Here is a 14,998-nt window from a genome sequence, read left to right as displayed (position 1 = left end):
CTCAGTTGATCCCTTGGAAGAAGCGATCAGAGCGCCAGGTCCAGAAATACCACAGGCTCTTCCCTGCAGAAGAGAAGACGATGCGATCCGCGCGGCCGATCAGGTATTCGGCCGGGACCATGCCGACACCGCCCTGGAGACCGGGCTGGAAGCGCGAATCCTGGCTGTTGTCGCGGTTGTCGCCCATGAAGAAGTAACGGTCGGCAGGCACGGTATAGACATTGGTATTGTCGGGCAGGCCGCGCGTGTCGCGGATATTCAGCACCGGATAAGAGCGGGTCGCCTCACCCTCGCCGGTCGGCAGGGTCTCGATCGCACGCGATTTCTCGCAGCTGCCACCGATCCCGACCGCACCATTCTCGCAAAGCGGAAAATTCTTCATAGGCCCCTGGGGGCCATAGGTCTCGGAGAAGATCCCGTCCGGCACCTGCGGCACTTCGACATCGTTGAGGATCAGGCGGCCATCCTTCATCTGGATGCGGTCGCCCGGCAGGCCGATCAGGCGCTTGATGAAATCATCGCCGGTATTGGGGTTGCGGAAGACGACGACATCGCCGCGCAGGGGCTCGGAGGCGAGGATGCGCCCCTCGAAGGGGCACATGGCAAAGGGGCAGGAATATTTCGAATAGCCATAGGCCATCTTGTTGACGAAGAGGAAGTCGCCGACCAGCAGCGAGCTTTTCATCGATTCAGACGGAATCCAGAAGGGCTGGAAGAAGAGCGTGCGAAACAGGCCCGCGATGACCAGTGCCCAGAAAACAGTTTTGACCGTCTCGACGATGCCGCTGGTCTCGCCCTTTGCCTTCGCCATATTCTCAAGCCTTCCGCGCTGTATCGGGCCGCTTCTTGCGCCGGAGGGAGAGACCTGTCAAGCCGCGCCCGGTTTTGGGCGGGTCAATTGCCGGTGTAGAAGCGGGAGGCGTGGGTGCCCCGGCCCGGCCTGCGCCTCCGGCGGGAGTATTTAAGTCAAGAGGAAAGACCTGCATCTTCCTCTTGACTTAAATACTCATTCTTATCGCCGCCGCCCTTCAGCGCAGCGGCCTGGCCTCAATCACCACGAAGGCCTGGGCCCAGGGATGGTCATCGGTCAGCGTGACATGGATCAGAGCCTCATGGCCCGGCGGTGTCATCTGCGTGAGGCGCTCGGCGGCCCAGCCGGTCACCGCCATCACCGGCTGCCCGGTTGCGAGATTCGAGACCGCCATGTCTTTCCAGGAGATGCCCATCCTGAGCCCGGTGCCAAGCGCCTTGGAACAGGCCTCTTTCGCGGCCCAGCGTTTGGCATAGGTGGCCGCGATCTCGCGCCGGCTTTCCGCCTTGCGCTGTTCCAGCGGCGTAAAGACGCGGTTGCGAAACCGGTCGCCATGACGGTCAAGCACCGCCGCGATGCGGTCGATATTGGCGAGATCGGTGCCGATGCCCAGGATCATTCTTGTCTCATTTCAAGGTTACCGCGACATTGCCCGTTTCTGATGCCATGTGAATGTCGAGCCCATATCCCATCTTCATCTCTTCCCCACGAGAATAGCCTTCTGTGACAGCGGCACCCGCCTCAGGCAGCGGTTCACCATTCCGGCCGGGCGTCAGCCTGGCATCGCGCAGCGAGAGGCCCGCAAAGCCCTGATTCTCGCCGACCGTCACGATATGGCAAGGTCCCTTGTATCTTCCGCGCTGGCCGCCTGTCGCAGCATCAGGACATACCCGCCGCCTGCAATATCATTGCGATTGTAAGCAGTCGCCTCAAAGGCCTGAGCATCAAACCGCCTGTGATCCCGGCCCGTTCGTGGCCTGATCGGGTACAGGTTTTTTTCCAGGCGGAGCAATCCCCGGCCAGCAGCGGGTCCCCCTTCGAGACCGGGCCCGCAGGCCAAGGGTGAAACAGCCCGAAAGCGGCCGCAAGCAAAACCAGTGCCCCGGCAAGCTTTGCCAGTTCCGTCGTCACCGTCATGCGGCATCGATGCGGCGGCGCATTTCCTCAATGGCGGGGCCGAGGCCGATATAGACCGCCTCGCCGATCAGGAAATGGCCGATATGCAGCGTGGAAATCCCCGGAATCGCGGCGATCGCCTCGACATTCTCATAGGTGAGCCCATTGCCGGCATGGACCTCAAGCCCCAGCGACACCGCCAGGGCGGCGGTCGCGCGCAGCGCCCCAAGCGCCGCCGAGGCGGCGCCGTCCTCGCCATTCGCGTGATGCCCGGACCAGGGCGCGCTGTTCAGCTCGACCATGGCGGCGCCGATGCGGGCGGCGGCCTCGACCGGGGCGGGCTCGGGCTCGATCAGGATCGAAACGCGAATCCCCGCCTCGCGCAGCGGCTGGATAAAGCGGCGCAACGCAGTCTCATGCGCAGCGACATCCAGCCCGCCGGGCCCATCCGCCTCGGGCAGCAGACAGCAGGATTGCGGTTTCAGCCGCAGCAGAAAGGCCAGCATTGCCGCGCCAGGGCTGCATTTCAGATGCAGAGGGATGCCGGTTCCGGCCATAAGCGCCTCGATATCATCGTCGCGCAGATGGCTGCGATCCTCGCGCAGATGGGCCGTGATGCCATCGGCGCCCGAAGCCTCGGCCAGCATCGCCGCCCTGAGCGGATCGGGCCAGACCGCGCTGCGGGCATTGCGCAGCGTTGCCACATGGTCGACACTGATCCCAAGCCTCAGCCTGTCGCGATCTGCCATTGCCCCTCCTGCGCACCAACCTCGCCTGCCCGGCCCATAAGGGACCGGCGGGCGAAAGGTTAAGGAGATTTCCGCCCGCCCGCAATGGAGCGGCGCAGATCAGGGCTTGCGCGAAAGGTCGCGGTGGCGCGAGATCTGCGCCACATCGGTATCGGCCTCAAGCGCGGTCATCACCATATGCAGATGTTCGACATCGCGCAGATCCACCTCGATCAGCAGGCGGAAGAAATCGGGTTTGCGGTCGGAGAATTTCAGATCCGAGATATTGGCCCGCTGCTCGCCGATCAGGGTGCAGACCCGGCCCAGCACGCCGGCATCATTGGAGATCGTCAGCTCCAGCGACACGGAATGGATCGGCGCATGGCGGCCGGTCATCCATTGCAGATCGACCCAGCGTTCGGTCTGGCTCTCAAATTCTTCCAGCGCCGGGCAGTCGATGGCATGGGCGACGACACCCTTGCCGCGATAGGTGATGCCGACGATGCGCTCGCCCGGCAGCGGCTGGCAGCAGGGGGCGCGGCGGAAGGCCTGGTCGTTTTCCAGCCCGACAACCGGGCGCTGGCTGTCGACCTGGGGCTCGCGGGTGGTCACCAGTTCCGGGTAGAGCACCTCGACAAGGCGGCGCGCGGTGATCTCGGCCGAGCCGACACGGGCCAGAAGCTCACTCTCATCCGGGTAGCCCAGCAGTTTCGCCGCCGTACGCATGGCCTTTTCGCTGGCCTTCTTGCCGACATGCTCGAACGCCGCCCGCGCCAGTTCCTGGCCGAGTTTGACGAAACGGCCGCGGTCTTCCTCACGCAGGGACCGGCGGATCGCGGCCTTGGCGCGGCCCGTGGTGACGATATCCACCCAGGTCGGTTGCGGGCGCTGGCCCTCGGCGGTGATGATCTCGACGGATTGTCCGTTTTTCAGCCGGGTCCAGAGCGGCACGCGAATGCCGTCGACCTTTGCCGATACGGTGGAATTCCCGATCCTGGTATGGATCGCATAGGCGAAATCGAGAGGCGTTGCACCGCGTGGCAACTGCACCACATCCCCCTTGGGCGTGAAGCAGAAGACCTGATCGGAATACATCTCAAGCTTGACGTTTTCGAGGAATTCGTCGTGGTCTTCCTCGTCCAGACGCTCGGTCATCTGGCTGATCCAGCTGGCGGGATCGACGGCGAAGGGGTTCCGGCCCAGCACGCCCTCGCGGTAGGACCAATGCGCGGCGACACCAGATTCGGCGACCTCATGCATCTCGCGGGTGCGGATCTGCACCTCGACCTTGGAGGCCGCGCGTCCTGAAACCGTCGTGTGGATCGAACGGTAGCCGTTGGATTTCGGCTGAGAGATGTAATCCTTGAACCGCCCCGGCACCGCCCGCCAGCGCTGATGGATCACGCCGAGGATGCGGTAGCAATCGGGCAGCGAGCCGCAGATCACCCGGAAGCCATAGATGTCTGAGAGCTGCGAGAAGGCGAGATCCTTCTCCTGCATCTTGCGCCAGATCGAATAGGGTTTCTTGGCGCGGCCGTAAACCATCGCCTCCAGCCCCTCGCGGTCAAGCTCGGACCGGATATCGGCGGTGATCTTATGGACCACATCGCCGGTTTTCTTCTGCAAGGTCACATAGCGGCGGATGATCGAATTGCGCGCATCGGGGTTCAACACGCGGAAGGACAGATCCTCCAGTTCTTCGCGCATCCATTGCATCCCCATGCGCCCCGCCAGCGGCGCATAGATCTCCATCGTCTCGCGGGCTTTTTGCGCCTGCTTTTCCGCCTTCATCGACTTGATGGTCCGCATATTGTGCAGACGGTCGGCGAGTTTCACCAGGATCACCCGCAGATCCTTGGACATCGCCATGAAAAGCTTGCGGAAATTCTCGGCCTGTTTGCTTTCGGCCGAGGACAGCTGGAGATTGGTCAGCTTGGTGACACCATCCACCAGTTCCGCAACCTCGGGGCCGAACTGGTCGGCGATCTCGGTCCAGGTCGAGCGGGTGTCTTCGATCGTGTCATGCAAAAGCGCGGTGACGATCGTGTCATCATCCAGCCGCATCTCGGTAAGAATGGCGGCGACGGCGACGGGATGGGTGAAATAGGGCTCGCCAGATTTACGGAACTGCCCCTCATGCATCCTTATGCCATAGGCATAGGCGCGGCGGATCAGATCGGCATCGGAGCGTGGGTTATAATTGCGGACGAGGGCGATAAGGTCTTCAACGTCAATCATTACCGCCTCGCGCGTCCGCCGCAGAAGGGTCGCGGGGCCATGGGGCCCCGCCTGCTGCGTCAGGACAGCTCAGATTAGCTGCTCAGGTTCAGTTCAGTTTTCGCCCTGGGCTTCCATCAGCGCGCGGAGCAGTTTTTCTTCCGACATGTCGTCTTGCTGCGGGCGGTCGATCTCGCCCGCCATCAGAAGCGCCATCTGGTCTTCTTCCGGCTCGTCGACCTCGATCTGGGTCTGATGCGACTCGATCATACGCTCGCGCAGAACCTCGGCCGACTGGGTCTCGTCGGCGATTTCGCGCAGGGCGACGACCGGGTTCTTGTCATTATCGCGGTCGATGGTCAGCGGCGCGCCGGTGGCGATCTCACGCGCCCGATGGGCGGCCAGCATCACCAGCTCAAAGCGGTTCGGAACCTTGTCAACGCAATCTTCGACCGTCACACGGGCCATGGGTCAGTCACTCCAGGGTTCGGGCCGGGCAAAACCCGGGCGCAGCGCCGGCGGTCTTCGGATGTTTGCCGGCGCGAAAGTCGGGGGCGGAAGTCAAGGGTTCGCCCACGCGCAGACAGACACCTGAACGGGCCAGGCTCTCGGAAAAGGTTTATCTAGGCGGATTTCACCCTGCTGACAAGCCCCGCCGACAAGTGCTGTCAACGGGAAATCCGCGTCACTTATCACGACAGCCCCTGTCAGGGCAGAGGTTTCACCGCCTCGCGATCCTCTGCCGGCAAAGCGGCCAGCATGTCGCGTACCGTCAGCCCCAGCAGCGGATGGCGCCAGTCGGGCAGGATCCCGGCCATCGGCACCAGCACGAAGGCGCGGTCCTGCATCCGGGGATGCGGCAGGATCAGCTGGTCAGGAGCCCGGCGCCCCTGTTCGTCGGCAGGCAGATCGCGCCAGGCGGTCTGGGTCGCAGCATCGGGAAAAACCGAATCACCCCAGGCGATCAGATCGAGATCCAGCGTCCTTCCGCCCCATCTCTCGTGCCTTTCCCGCCCGAATTTCGCCTCAATTCGATGCAAAATCGCCATAATCGTGGCCGGACCGGTCAGCACATCAACGTGAGTCAAAATGATTGCGTTAACATAGTCAGGCCCCGCCCCCCGGGGGAAACAGGGGGTACTCCACAAGCTGCTTGCCCCTGAAATCGTTAACCCATCCTCTCCGAGGGCGGCCAGGGCAAGGCGGAGAGTTTCGGCCGGAAACTTGCCCTCGAATGGCAGGTTTGCGCCGAGAGCGATAACAACAGGGGTTGCAGGTTTGTCGCCGATCAATTTCATACCGTATCGTTTACCAGTCGTATTACGCATCGAAAACCCATCTCAGGCCGTCCCGGATCCTCTGGGTCCACCGGTCTGCCTGATGCGTCTTCGGTAATGCAGCGGCTGTTCGAGGGGAATGAGAATGTTTTACAAAGACGAACGGCTCGCGCTGTTCATCGATGGATCGAATCTTTACGCGGCTGCAAAGGCGCTTGGTTTCGACATCGACTACAAGCTTCTGCGGATGGAGTTCATGCGCCGGGGCAAACTGCTGCGGGCCTTTTACTACACGGCACTGCTGGAGAACGAGGAATACTCGCCTATCCGCCCGCTGGTAGACTGGCTGCACTATAACGGTTTCACCATGCGGACCAAACCGGCGCGGGAATATACCGACAGCCAGGGCCGCCGGAAGGTGAAGGGAAACATGGATATCGAACTGGCGGTGGACGCGATGGAACTCGCGGCGCGGCTGGATCATATCGTGCTCTTCTCGGGCGATGGCGATTTCCGGCCGCTGGTGGAAAGCCTCCAGCGTCAGGGCGTCCGCGTTTCGGTGGTTTCGACCATTCGCAGCCAGCCGCCGATGATCTCGGATGAATTGCGCCGTCAGGCCGATAACTTCATCGAGCTGGACGAGCTGCGCGACGTGATCGGGCGACCGCCGCGTGAACCGCGCACCACCGATGGCGAAGAGGTCAGCGTCGGCGCCCGCTGAACCGGCGGCTGGGTCGCAAACTGGGCCACGGGCTGGGCCACAAACTGGGCCGCATCCGCTTTTCCCCGACCTGAGCCCTCGGGGGAGATTCCGGATAACGCCCGCCAAACCGCGTTTTTCTGTGCTGCGGTTTAACCTTGCGACAGTTTAACCTTGCCATAGGGCGCGCTTCTCTCCAGGAGCGCGCCCTATGGATTTTCTGACCACCCTCGGCCTTGCCGGTCTGGCGCTCGCGGCTTTCATCGCCGCCACGCCGCTGCCGATGAATTCCGAACTGGTCTTCATCGCCTTGCAGGGCGCGGGGCATGGGCCGGTCGCGCTGGTCCTGGTGGCCTCGGTTGCGAATATCCTTGGCTCCTGCGTCACATACTGGTGCGGCATGAACGGAGAGCGCCTGCGCGGCAGCCGCTGGTTTCCCTTTACCGATCAGGGCCTTATCCGCGCTCGCGCCTGGTTTTCCCGCTGGGGGCTCTGGTCGCTCCTGTTCAGCTGGGCGCCGGGCGGCGATCTGATCGTGGCGCTGGCCGGGCTGATGCGGGTCAATCCGCTGGTCTTCCTGGTGCTGGTCACAATCGCGAAAACCGCCCGCTACACGGTGCTGGCGCTGGTCGGTGCCGGGGTTTTGCAGGGTTTTTCCGCTGGCTGACCGCAGATCGCGGCTTGCGGCACTGGACCCCGGGCGGCTTTGACACTACCTCTGACGCAAGCCAGTCCGCTGCGCCAATCCGGAAATTCCCATGACCTGCCGTCCATGACCACCCGCCCGCCTCTGATGCTCTATCTCGCTGCACCGCGCGGTTTCTGCGCCGGTGTGGACCGGGCGATCCAGATCGTCGAGATGGCGCTGGAGAAATGGGGCGCCCCGGTCTATGTCCGCCATGAAATCGTGCATAACCGCTATGTGGTCGACGGGCTGCGCGCGAAAGGCGCGGTTTTCGTCGAGGAACTCAGCGAATGCCCCAATGACCGGCCGGTGGTGTTCTCTGCCCATGGCGTGCCGAAATCGGTGCCGGCCGAGGCGAATACCAGGCAGATGATCGCGGTGGATGCCACCTGCCCGCTGGTCACCAAAGTCCATAACGAGGCGGCGCGCCACCACACCAACGGCCTGCAGCTGATCTATATCGGCCATGAGGGCCACCCCGAAACCGTCGGCACCATGGGCCAGCTGCCCCCCGGCGAGGTGCTGCTTGTCGAGACACCCGAGGATGTGGCGGGGCTGACGGTGCGCGATGAGACCAAACTCGCCTTCGCCACCCAGACCACGCTTTCCGTCGATGACACCGCGGCGATTGTCGAGGCGCTGCGGACACGCTTTCCCGCCATCACCGGCCCGGGCCATGAGGATATCTGCTACGCCACCACCAACCGCCAGGCGGCAGTGAAGGCGATCGCGCCGAAGATCGACGCGCTGCTGGTGGTCGGTGCGCCGAATTCGTCCAATTCGAAACGTCTGGTCGAGGTCGGGCGCGCCGCCGGTTGCTCTTACGCGCAGCTAGTGCAGCGCGCCGCCGATATCGACTGGCGCGCGCTGGAGGGGATCCACGCGCTTGGTGTCACCGCCGGCGCCTCGGCACCCGAAGTGCTGATCAATGAGGTGATCGACGCCTTCCGCGACCGCTTTGATGTCTCGGTCGAGCTGGTCGAAACCGCCGTCGAGAATATCGAATTCAAGGTGCCGCGCATCCTGCGTGTGCCCGCAGCGTAAAGGCTCGCCATGTCGATCCTGAGCCCGGAATTCCTGCTGACCGCCTTTATCGTCTGCATCACTCCGGGGATCGGGGTGGTCTATACGCTCTCGGTCACGCTGGGAGGCGGCGCGCGGGCCGGGATCCATGCGACGGTCGGTTGCACACTGGCCACGGTCTTCCATATGATCGTCGCCATGGCCGGGCTGGCGGCGGTGCTGCACACCTCGGCGATCCTGTTCCAGGCGATCAAATATGCCGGCGTCGCCTATCTCTTGTGGATGGCCTGGGCAGTGCTGCAATCGGGTGGCCCGATGGCGATCACGGCGGCGCACGGAGGCTCGCCCGCACGGCTGATATGGCGCGGGATCCTTTTGAACCTGCTGAACCCGAAGCTTCCGCTGTTCTTCGTGGCCTTCATCCCGCAATTCCTGCCGGAAGGCGCGGGGCTGGCGGATCTGGTGATCCTTGGCAGCGGCTTTACCGCGATGACCTTCGCGACTTTCCTTCTCTATGTCGTGCTGGGCGCCACCGGCCGCAGCCGCCTTCTGTCCTCTGACCGGCTGATGGCCTGGGTCAAACGCGCCTTTGCGGCCTCTTTCGCGGCGCTTGGCGCCAGGCTTGCGCTGGAACGCGCGCCGTGACATCACGCGCCCATGCCTGATCTTTTTGCCTATACAGACGGAGCCTGCTCCGGAAATCCCGGCCCCGGCGGCTGGGGCGCCCTGCTGATCGCGCGCGACGGCGAGACTGTCCTGAAAGAGCGCGAGCTGTCGGGCGGCGAGGCTGATACCACCAACAACCGGATGGAACTCATGGCCTCGATCCAGGCGCTGGAAAGCCTGACCCGGGCGTCAGAGCTGACCGTGGTGACCGACAGCGCCTATGTGAAAAACGGCGTGACCGGCTGGATCCATGGCTGGAAACGCAATGGCTGGAAAACCGCCGACAAAAAGCCGGTGAAGAATGCCGATCTGTGGCAACGGCTCGACCTGGCCCAGGCCCGCCATCAGGTGACCTGGCAATGGATCAAGGGCCATGCCGGGCACGAAGAGAACGAGCGCGCCGATGCGCTGGCCCGTGCCGGCATGGCCCCTTACAAAAGCGCCGCAAAAGGATCACAGGAAAGGGCTTGAATGGCCCGCCCTCCTCGCGCAGGCTGTCACTTATGCCCCGCCGCAAAATCCTCTCTGATGCCGAAGTCCTGAAAGCGACCCGCCAGCTCTTTGCCGCCGGGGGCGAAAAGGCGATCAGTTTCGGCAATCTTGCACGGGCGACGGGGCTGGCGGCCTCGACCCTGGCGCAGCGGTTCGGATCGGTCGAGGGGCTGCAGGCCGCCGCCGCGCGCGATGGCTGGGACGAGATCGGGACCCGGCTTGATGCCGCAGATCAGGCCAGCCAAAGCAAGGGGCCACAGGCGCTGTTGAAAGCGCTGGAGGACGGGGTGGAGCCCTTCGCCCGCCTTCTGATGCTGAGCCAGCGCGACACAGCCGCGCTGGAGGCCGCCTCTGCCTGGCGCAACCAGGTCGAGATGCGGCTGGCTCTGCGGATCGGCCAGGGCGAAAAGGCACGGCAGACGGCGCAGATCCTGTTCGCTGCCTGGCAGGGCCGGCTGATCTGGGGGCTGGATGAGCTGCGGCTGAAAGACCTGGTCAAACGCCTGGGCTGAATGCGCCCGGATTGAATGCACCTGGGTTGAATACGGGGGCTGACTGCCCGCGTCTCAGCGCATCCAGGTCTTCCAGGCCCAGATCAGCGCCAGCGCGCCAAGGAAAGCCCCGACAAACCCCGCAGCGGCGCCCAGCGACCAGACAAGAAACCGCAACGCAAACCCGCCGATCAAAGCGCCGAATATGCCGATCGCGATGGTGGTCGGCACATCGGTCTCAAGCCGCATAACCCGTGTCGCGAGAAACCCGGCCGCGACCCCGATGATCAGAAGTCCGATAAACGGCACCCTGTCCTCCTCTGCTGCTCTTCGGAATATGGGAATGCCGCGCCCTTACGAAAAGACCGTACCCCCCGATTTCGTCCGGAAGCCTCCGGCGGGGATATTTAGCGACAGATGAAACCGGCATTCCTCTGCCCCTGAATATCCCGGGCCGGTCTGCCCGGATACAGGCGCGGTGCCTGTCCTCTGTTGCAAAATCAGGCAAGCCTCATGCGACCTGGTGACCCTGAGAAAGCAGCGCTCTGGCAGGAGCTGATCCCTGAGTTTATCTATGAGCTTATCTCTGTGGCAGGGCGGAATGGGCTGGCGCATAGAGCCCTGTTGATGGTGGCCAGCACTGGCGCACCGCTTCTGCCACGGCATATGTGATCCGGAACGTTCATCCGCAGCGCGATGGGGAGATCCTGCTCGCATTCGGGATCGCCTATGATTGCCGCAGGGAAGATGATGGCACGGAGCCGCAGTATGGGCCGCGCGCGGGGGCATTTGCTCATTCATGCGCTGTCGGGCGCCATGGCCACGCCACTGACCATCGCCCTCGGCAGGCATCACCCGGGATCCGGGACAGAAGACGCGGCTGCCGGGTGCTGTTTTGATGCCGGGAAGGTCAAACTTCTGCATCCCGGCATCATAAGCGTTGACGCGTTTTCCTTCCCTCGGAGCCTGATGACCTCTCCCGGATGCTTTCAGAGGCTCAGGTGCTTTGCCACGCGCAGCCGGATTGGAATGTGATTCTCGATGAGTCGGGGCTTTGCTGTGCATGCGGAAAAGGCCGCGCCGATTGCCCGCCTGACCCGTCCGACACAGAATGTCGCGGCGGAGAGGGATCGCACATAACGCGGCATCAGGGATGCCTGTCGCAGCCCTTCAGAGGCCGCCCGTTGAACAGGACCTCAACCCCTGAAAACTGGCAGCGGGTATATGCCGGGGGCCGGGGTCGATACGGAACCCAGGGCTCACCCCGACCGAATCGAAGACCGGATCTGTGATCAGATCGTCGTCGCGGCCCGGGCAGCGCTCCCACCCGGATGCCGGGTCTCGCGATCCCCGAGCGGCGGGCGGGGGCGGCGCTTCCGCGCCACTGAGCCGGCTGGTCCTTGCTCAGACCGGAAAATCCCGGAAATCGCCGGCGGGTCGGACCTGATGCAATCAGGCACAGACAGAGTGAAAGGCAACAGCCGGGGCCGCGCCCCCGTTTACAGATGCTGCGGCAGGGCGAGACCTTTGAGCACCTCGCTGGCCGGCATCGGCTTTTTACCCTCGCGCTGTGCCTCGGTCACAGTGACGGCGCCCTGGCCGCAGGCAATGGTGAAGCCGTCGAGCACCGCACCCGGGGCGCCGGCGCCGGTGCCGATCCGCGAGCGCAGCAGCTTTACCCTTTCGCCGCCCACCTGCGTCCAGGCGCCGGGAAAGGGCGAGAGCCCGCGGATATGGCTGTCGACCTCTTGGCAGGGACGCGTCCAGTCCACCCGCGCCTCGGCCTTGTCGATCTTGGCGGCATAAGTGACGCCCTCCTCCGGCTGGGGCACGGGGGTCAGGCTGCCCAGCCGGTCAAGCGCCTCGATGATCGCACCGGCCCCCATGGCCGAGAGGCGGTCATGCAGCTCTGCGGTGACGTCCTCAGCGCCAATCGCGGTTTCGCGGCGCAGGAGAACCGGGCCGGTATCAAGTCCCGCCTCCATCTGCATGATACAGATGCCGGTTTCGGCATCGCCCGCCATAATCGCACGATGGATCGGCGCAGCCCCCCTCCAGCGCGGCAAAAGCGAGGCATGGATGTTCAGACAGCCATGCGCCGGCATATCCAGCACTGCCTGGGGCAGGATCAGACCATAGGCCACCACCACCGCCACATCGGCGTTCAGCGCGGCGATCTCAGCCTGGTCTTCCGGCGCGCGCAGCTTCCCGGGCGTGTGAACCATCAGTCCAAGCGCTTCGGCCCGCGCATGAACCGGGGTCCTGCGCAGCTCTTTGCCGCGACCCGCCGGGCGGGGCGGTTGCGACCAGACGCCGACCACCTCATGGCGCGCATGCAGCGCCTCAAGCACCGGCACCGAAAACTCCGGCGTGCCCATGAAGATGATGCGCATGGCGCCTCCTCAGCCGCGTTTGCGGATCTTCTCCGCCTTCGCGATCAGCATTTTGCGTTTCAGGGGCGAGAGATGGTCGAAATACATCTTGCCCGCCAGGTGGTCGATCTGGTGCTGCACCGATGTGGCCCAGAGGTTCACGAAATCGCGCTCCTCTGCCTGGCCTTCTGCGTTCAGGAACCGGACCGTCACCGCACGCGGCCGCGTCACTTTCGCCGAAACGCCGGGCAGATTGGGCGAAGCCTCTTCATGGTCGCGGGGCTGGACCGAGGCATGGATCACCTCGGGATTGGCCATCAGCACCGCCTGGCCGCGCGCCTCGGAACAATCGACCACAGCAAGCCGCAATGGCACCCCGATCTGCACAGCGGCAAGGCCATAGCCCGGCATCGCCTCCATCGTATCAACCATGTCGCGCCAGAGGGCGCGCATCTCATCGGTGATCTCAGCCACATCCGCCGCCGGCACTTTCAGCACCGGATGCGGGTAGGGCACACAAACCCGGACCGCCATCAGACCTCCACCGACCGCGCGCGCTCGCGCTTCAGCTTCTCCATCTTGCGAGTGATCATCTGGCGCTTCAGCGGCCCCAGATAATCGATGAAGAGCTTGCCGTTCAGATGGTCGATCTCATGCTGGACGCAGGTGGCCCAGAGCCCCTCGAATGTCCGCTCTTCGATCCTGCTGTCGAGCCCGGTCCAGCGCACGGTGACCAGCGCCGGGCGCTTTACCTCGGCATATTGATCGGGGATCGAGAGGCAGCCCTCCTCATAGATGTTCAGATCTTCGGAAGACCAGATCACCTCGGGATTGATCAGCGCCATCGGCTCGGGCGTGCCTTCCTTGATGCAATCCATCACGAGGAGGCGCTTTGTCACGCCGACCTGCGGCGCCGCCAGGCCAACGCCCGGCGCGTCATACATGGTTTCCAGCATGTCATCGGCCAGCCTGCGCATCTCATCCGTCACCTCGGTCACGGGATCGCAGAGCTTTTTCAGGCGGGGATCGGGATGGATCAGGATGGGGCGCAGCATGAGGGGGATGTAGGTCATCGCCCCCCTTCCCTGCAAGGGATTTGCTGTCGCCGGGGGGATTTGCTGTCGCCCGGGGGGGATTTGCGCATATCTGCATGAGACCGGTTGCAGGCCGATTGATCCGCCGCGCGTCAGCGGCTAGCCATTCAGGGTATCCGCGCAGAAAGACCCAGCCATGACCCGCCCCGATTTCGACGCCCCCATCAACCGTTTCGGCTCCCATTGCGTGAAATGGGATATGCTTGAGACGCTTTACGGCATCCCGCATGACCGGGGCCTTGCGATGTGGGTGGCGGATATGGAGTTCCGCCCGCCCGCCGCCGTGCAGACCGCGCTGCAAAAGATGCTCGATCACGGGGTCTATGGTTATTTCGGTGATGATCGCCCCTATCACGAGGCGCTGACCTGGTGGATGGAGACCCGCCATGGCTGGAAGATCGAGCCGGCGCATGTGTTTACCACCCATGGGCTGGTGAATGCGGTCGGGCTTTGCCTCCAGGCCTTCACCGCAGCAGGCGACGGTGTCGTGCTGATGACGCCTGTGTATCACGCCTTTGCCCGGGTGATCCGGGCCAGCGGGCGCGAAGTGGTGGAATGCGCGCTGAAGGATGAGGCCGGGCGCTATCAGCTGGATATCGTCGCCTGGGAAGCGCAGCTCACGGGGCGCGAGACCATGCTGATCTTGTGCTCGCCGCATAATCCGGGCGGCAGGGTCTGGACCGGGGCCGAACTGCGCGAGATCGCCGCATTTGCCGCACGCCATGACCTGATCCTCGTCTCGGATGAGATCCATTTTGACCTGACCTATCCGGGCCAGAAACACCATGTCATGGCGAATGCTGCGCCAGAGATCACCGACCGGCTGGTGATGCTGACGGCAACAACCAAGACCTTCAACATCGCCGGCGCCCATATCGGCAATGTGATCATCGCCGATCCGTCCCTGCGCAAGCGGTTCTCGGCGGTGATGGGGGCGATCGGGATTTCACCCAACAGTTTCGGCATGCATATGGTCACCGCCGCCTGCTCGCCCGAAGGGGCCGCCTGGGTCGATGCGCTGATGACCTATCTCGACGGCAACCGGCGGCTGTTTGATACGGCGATCAATGCGATCCCGGGGCTGAAATCCATGGAGCTGGAGGCGACCTACCTCTCCTGGGTGGATTTCTCCGGGACCGGGTTCGACAAAGCCGCGATGCTGGCGCGGATCGAGGGCGAGGCCGCCATCGCCACCAATCACGGCGACAGTTTCGGCAAGGGCGGCGAGAACTTCCTGCGCTTCAACATCGCTGCGCCGCGCGCACAGGTGGCAGAGGCGATCACCCGGTTGCAGGCCGCCTTCGCGGATCTGCAGTAATGCGGCAT

The 14,998-nt window shown here is 63.7% G+C and carries 18 protein-coding genes; 7 read left to right on the top strand and 11 right to left on the bottom strand.

Going from position 1 to position 14,998, the window contains the following annotated elements; all coding sequences use genetic code 11:
• Nucleotide 1 precedes the first annotated feature (1 nt).
• The 7 genes from lepB to folK form a co-directional block, all read right to left on the bottom strand.
• Nucleotides 2-811, bottom strand: coding sequence for a signal peptidase I (gene lepB / locus DRF71_RS16845; RefSeq protein ID WP_112311706.1), 810 nt, complete (start codon nucleotides 809-811; stop codon nucleotides 2-4).
• 217 nt (nucleotides 812-1,028) lie between these two features.
• The gene (gene acpS, locus DRF71_RS16840) at nucleotides 1,029-1,430 is read right to left on the bottom strand and encodes a holo-ACP synthase (RefSeq protein ID WP_112311705.1); all 402 of its coding nucleotides are present in this window, start codon (nucleotides 1,428-1,430) and stop codon (nucleotides 1,029-1,031) included.
• A 7-nt stretch (nucleotides 1,431-1,437) separates the two neighbouring features.
• Nucleotides 1,438-1,641 carry a hypothetical protein gene (locus tag DRF71_RS16835; RefSeq protein ID WP_112311704.1) on the bottom strand — a complete coding sequence of 68 codons (204 nt, stop codon included), beginning with the start codon at nucleotides 1,639-1,641 and terminating at the stop codon, nucleotides 1,438-1,440.
• Nucleotides 1,642-1,944: 303 nt separating this feature from the next.
• The gene (locus tag DRF71_RS16825) at nucleotides 1,945-2,676 is read right to left on the bottom strand and encodes a pyridoxine 5'-phosphate synthase (protein ID WP_112311702.1); all 732 of its coding nucleotides are present in this window, start codon (nucleotides 2,674-2,676) and stop codon (nucleotides 1,945-1,947) included.
• 99 nt (nucleotides 2,677-2,775) lie between these two features.
• A complete protein-coding gene (locus DRF71_RS16820) occupies nucleotides 2,776-4,893 on the bottom strand; it encodes a RelA/SpoT family protein (protein WP_112311701.1) in 2,118 nt (705 codons plus the stop codon).
• A gap of 93 nt (nucleotides 4,894-4,986) precedes the next feature.
• Nucleotides 4,987-5,340, bottom strand: a complete 354-nt coding sequence (gene rpoZ, locus DRF71_RS16815) for a DNA-directed RNA polymerase subunit omega (protein ID WP_112311700.1) — start codon at nucleotides 5,338-5,340, stop codon at nucleotides 4,987-4,989.
• Nucleotides 5,341-5,579: 239 nt separating this feature from the next.
• Nucleotides 5,580-6,170, bottom strand: coding sequence for a 2-amino-4-hydroxy-6-hydroxymethyldihydropteridine diphosphokinase (gene folK, locus DRF71_RS16810; protein ID WP_112311699.1), 591 nt, complete (start codon nucleotides 6,168-6,170; stop codon nucleotides 5,580-5,582).
• 124 nt (nucleotides 6,171-6,294) lie between these two features.
• Between folK and DRF71_RS16805 the strand changes: the two genes are divergently transcribed.
• From DRF71_RS16805 to DRF71_RS16780, 6 genes are all read left to right on the top strand, one after another.
• A complete protein-coding gene (locus DRF71_RS16805; RefSeq protein WP_112311698.1) occupies nucleotides 6,295-6,870 on the top strand; it encodes a LabA-like NYN domain-containing protein in 576 nt (191 codons plus the stop codon).
• 190 nt (nucleotides 6,871-7,060) lie between these two features.
• On the top strand, nucleotides 7,061-7,516 hold the full coding sequence (locus DRF71_RS16800) for a YqaA family protein (RefSeq protein WP_112311697.1): 456 nt from the start codon (nucleotides 7,061-7,063) through the stop codon (nucleotides 7,514-7,516).
• 105 nt (nucleotides 7,517-7,621) lie between these two features.
• A complete protein-coding gene (gene ispH, locus DRF71_RS16795; protein ID WP_112311696.1) occupies nucleotides 7,622-8,578 on the top strand; it encodes a 4-hydroxy-3-methylbut-2-enyl diphosphate reductase in 957 nt (318 codons plus the stop codon).
• An 18-nt stretch (nucleotides 8,579-8,596) separates the two neighbouring features.
• Nucleotides 8,597-9,202, top strand: coding sequence for a LysE family translocator (locus DRF71_RS16790; protein ID WP_112312127.1), 606 nt, complete (start codon nucleotides 8,597-8,599; stop codon nucleotides 9,200-9,202).
• Nucleotides 9,203-9,214: 12 nt separating this feature from the next.
• A complete protein-coding gene (gene rnhA / locus DRF71_RS16785; protein WP_112311695.1) occupies nucleotides 9,215-9,694 on the top strand; it encodes a ribonuclease HI in 480 nt (159 codons plus the stop codon).
• Nucleotides 9,695-9,726: 32 nt separating this feature from the next.
• On the top strand, nucleotides 9,727-10,227 hold the full coding sequence (locus tag DRF71_RS16780; RefSeq protein WP_112311694.1) for a TetR/AcrR family transcriptional regulator: 501 nt from the start codon (nucleotides 9,727-9,729) through the stop codon (nucleotides 10,225-10,227).
• 54 nt (nucleotides 10,228-10,281) lie between these two features.
• Here DRF71_RS16780 and DRF71_RS16775 read toward each other — a convergent pair whose 3' ends face one another.
• From DRF71_RS16775 to def (DRF71_RS16755), 4 genes are all read right to left on the bottom strand, one after another.
• Nucleotides 10,282-10,515: a GlsB/YeaQ/YmgE family stress response membrane protein gene (locus tag DRF71_RS16775; RefSeq protein WP_112311693.1), complete on the bottom strand. Its 234-nt coding sequence runs from the start codon at nucleotides 10,513-10,515 to the stop codon at nucleotides 10,282-10,284.
• 1,190 nt (nucleotides 10,516-11,705) lie between these two features.
• Nucleotides 11,706-12,599 (bottom strand): methionyl-tRNA formyltransferase, encoded by an 894-nt coding sequence (fmt, locus tag DRF71_RS16765; RefSeq protein WP_112311691.1) that lies wholly within the window; start codon nucleotides 12,597-12,599, stop codon nucleotides 11,706-11,708.
• Nucleotides 12,600-12,608: 9 nt separating this feature from the next.
• Complete coding sequence (gene def, locus DRF71_RS16760) at nucleotides 12,609-13,112, bottom strand: peptide deformylase (protein ID WP_112311690.1); 504 nt, start codon at nucleotides 13,110-13,112, stop codon at nucleotides 12,609-12,611.
• On the bottom strand, nucleotides 13,112-13,633 hold the full coding sequence (gene def / locus DRF71_RS16755) for a peptide deformylase (RefSeq protein ID WP_112312126.1): 522 nt from the start codon (nucleotides 13,631-13,633) through the stop codon (nucleotides 13,112-13,114). The genes def (DRF71_RS16760) and def (DRF71_RS16755) overlap by 1 nt, the downstream gene beginning before the upstream one ends.
• Nucleotides 13,634-13,808: 175 nt before the next feature.
• On the opposite strand from def (DRF71_RS16755), the gene DRF71_RS16750 reads away from it, so the two are divergent.
• On the top strand, nucleotides 13,809-14,990 hold the full coding sequence (locus DRF71_RS16750; protein WP_112311689.1) for a MalY/PatB family protein: 1,182 nt from the start codon (nucleotides 13,809-13,811) through the stop codon (nucleotides 14,988-14,990).
• Nucleotides 14,991-14,998: the final 8 nt, after the last annotated feature.

Source organism: Pseudogemmobacter bohemicus, from assembly GCF_003290025.1.
Classification (GTDB): Bacteria; Pseudomonadota; Alphaproteobacteria; order Rhodobacterales; family Rhodobacteraceae; genus Pseudogemmobacter; species Pseudogemmobacter bohemicus.
This window is presented reverse-complemented; position numbering and strand designations above follow the sequence as displayed.

Coding starts and splice junctions, on each gene's coding strand:
- lepB (WP_112311706.1), bottom strand. CDS start 811: ATGGCGAAGGCAAAGGGCGAGACCAGCGGCATCGTCGAGACGGTCAAA.
- acpS (WP_112311705.1), bottom strand. CDS start 1,430: ATGATCCTGGGCATCGGCACCGATCTCGCCAATATCGACCGCATCGCG.
- DRF71_RS16825 (WP_112311702.1), bottom strand. CDS start 2,676: ATGGCAGATCGCGACAGGCTGAGGCTTGGGATCAGTGTCGACCATGTG.
- DRF71_RS16820 (WP_112311701.1), bottom strand. CDS start 4,893: ATGATTGACGTTGAAGACCTTATCGCCCTCGTCCGCAATTATAACCCA.
- rpoZ (WP_112311700.1), bottom strand. CDS start 5,340: ATGGCCCGTGTGACGGTCGAAGATTGCGTTGACAAGGTTCCGAACCGC.
- folK (WP_112311699.1), bottom strand. CDS start 6,170: ATGAAATTGATCGGCGACAAACCTGCAACCCCTGTTGTTATCGCTCTC.
- DRF71_RS16805 (WP_112311698.1), top strand. CDS start 6,295: ATGTTTTACAAAGACGAACGGCTCGCGCTGTTCATCGATGGATCGAAT.
- DRF71_RS16800 (WP_112311697.1), top strand. CDS start 7,061: ATGGATTTTCTGACCACCCTCGGCCTTGCCGGTCTGGCGCTCGCGGCT.
- ispH (WP_112311696.1), top strand. CDS start 7,622: ATGACCACCCGCCCGCCTCTGATGCTCTATCTCGCTGCACCGCGCGGT.
- rnhA (WP_112311695.1), top strand. CDS start 9,215: ATGCCTGATCTTTTTGCCTATACAGACGGAGCCTGCTCCGGAAATCCC.
- DRF71_RS16780 (WP_112311694.1), top strand. CDS start 9,727: ATGCCCCGCCGCAAAATCCTCTCTGATGCCGAAGTCCTGAAAGCGACC.
- fmt (WP_112311691.1), bottom strand. CDS start 12,599: ATGCGCATCATCTTCATGGGCACGCCGGAGTTTTCGGTGCCGGTGCTT.
- def (WP_112311690.1), bottom strand. CDS start 13,112: ATGGCGGTCCGGGTTTGTGTGCCCTACCCGCATCCGGTGCTGAAAGTG.
- def (WP_112312126.1), bottom strand. CDS start 13,633: ATGCTGCGCCCCATCCTGATCCATCCCGATCCCCGCCTGAAAAAGCTC.
- DRF71_RS16750 (WP_112311689.1), top strand. CDS start 13,809: ATGACCCGCCCCGATTTCGACGCCCCCATCAACCGTTTCGGCTCCCAT.